This window comes from Streptomyces sp. SBT349 (assembly GCF_001083795.1).
Classification (GTDB): Bacteria; Actinomycetota; Actinomycetes; order Streptomycetales; family Streptomycetaceae; genus Streptomyces.
In genome coordinates, this window is sequence record NZ_LAVK01000652.1 from 1 (window position 1) to 1,533 (window position 1,533).

A 1,533-nucleotide genomic window follows, 5' to 3' on the forward strand; every position below is an offset into this window, starting at 1 on the left:
GGGGTGCTCGACGTGTGGGGGGGCGCCGCTAGGCCCTGGCGCGTTCGGCCATGGTCCGCAGCACGTCCGTGGTGGGGACGGGGGCCTGCCGCACGCCTCCGAGCCCCTCGTCGAGGAAGGCGGTGTGCGCGGAGACCGCCTCGGTGAACTCGGCGGTGGCGCCCTGGGGCCTGAACCCGTGCCGCACGGCGAGGCGGCGCAGCTCGGGGTCGTTCGCCAGCGCCTCGCCGAGCCGCTGCCCGCCGTCGGTCAGGGGCACGACGGTGTGGTCGCTGGTGGCCGTCGTGTCCGGGTAGAGGACCACCATGTCGCCCGCGTCGTCGCCGCGGATCAGCAGCGAGGCGACCTGCGACTCGTAGGCCAGGACCAGCGGGTTGCCGATGCCGCTGATGAAGTCGCGGAACGGCCCGTCGGAGCTGGACTGCTGGGTGCCCTGGACCTGGACGAGTGTGCGCAGCAGCGGCGCGGTGCGCTCGACGGCCGCGTCGTCCGACACCACCTCGCCCTCGTTGGCGACGAAGGAGGCCGCCGCCAGGTACAGGGCGCCGGAGTTGGAGGTGCGGGGGTCGGTGGTGGAGATGTAGAGGGTGCCGGTGAGGCCGTCGTGCGCCTCGGCGCCGTCGAGCTGCTGCCAGGTGCGGCCCTCCTCGACGGCGGCCAGGTAGGCGGACATGGACAGCAGGCCGCGGCCGGCGCCCTCCAGGGTCGCCAGGCCGTTCGCCGCGAGCACCTCGGCCGCCTGGCGGTGGGCCAGCACCACGAGCGGCGAGTAGAACGGGCGCAACGGGGCGCCGACGTCGTCCCGTTCGGCGCGCAGGGCGTCGGCGGGGCCCTGGCTGGAGGGGAAGGCGAAGTCGTAGCCCGCCAGGTCGGCGTCGTCCATGGCCCAGGAGCCGACCGGCTGCGTGCGCACGGTGAGGCCCTCGTCGGCCAGCGCCTTCACGACGTCGGGGTCGGAGAAGAACTCGGTCTTCTCCGACCCGATCACCCCGCTGACGGTCGTGGCGGCGACGCCCTCCCCGCCCCCCGCGTCGCCGCCGTCGCCGCGGCCGAGAACGACCGCGGCTCCCACCCCGGCGAGCAGCACGACCGCCAGAACCATCCCCCATGCGCGTCTCACACGGTGAAGAATCGTCAATTCGTGCGGCGCTCCGGCGACGGGCGGGTGGCCGGGAGGTGACGTGCCAGTCGCGGTACGCAACGGCCCGCGCGCTCAGCCGGGTCGGGAACCTCCGCGTGCTCCCGGTGGCCCTGATGGTCCTGGGGGTCCCGGGGCGACGGCGACCAGCGGGGTGTACCGGTCGGTGCCCGCCGGCTCGCCGATGGGGCGGCCGTCGACGGCGATCCAGGCGTGGGCGCGGAACGGGTCGGTGCGCACCCCGGCGCACCAGGTGGGCCAGGTCCCCCGCAGGCGGCAGAACAGCGTGGCGGCCAGGGAGCGTTGCAGGCAGGCCCGCCCGGCGCAGCGGACGCTGGCCGCGACGACGGCCCGGCGGGCGGTGGCGGCCTGGTGGGCTGTGGCGGGGGCTGCGC

2 protein-coding genes are annotated in these 1,533 nt (G+C 75.7%); both read right to left on the reverse strand.

The features are described from left to right. Nucleotides 1-28: 28 nt before the first annotated feature. Entirely contained in the window at nt 29-1,102 is a 1,074-nt protein-coding gene (locus tag ADY01_RS35540; RefSeq protein ID WP_049581007.1) for a hypothetical protein, read from the reverse strand. Between the two features lie 111 nt (nt 1,103-1,213). After that, nucleotides 1,214-1,533 (reverse strand): lasso peptide biosynthesis B2 protein (locus ADY01_RS37790; RefSeq protein WP_107081907.1); only part of this gene is annotated, 320 nt, incomplete at its 5' end.

Bases quoted from the DNA above. Each gene is read 5' to 3' on its own strand.
- ADY01_RS35540 (WP_049581007.1), bottom strand. From the start codon at position 1,102: ATGGTTCTGGCGGTCGTGCTGCTCGCCGGGGTGGGAGCCGCGGTCGTT.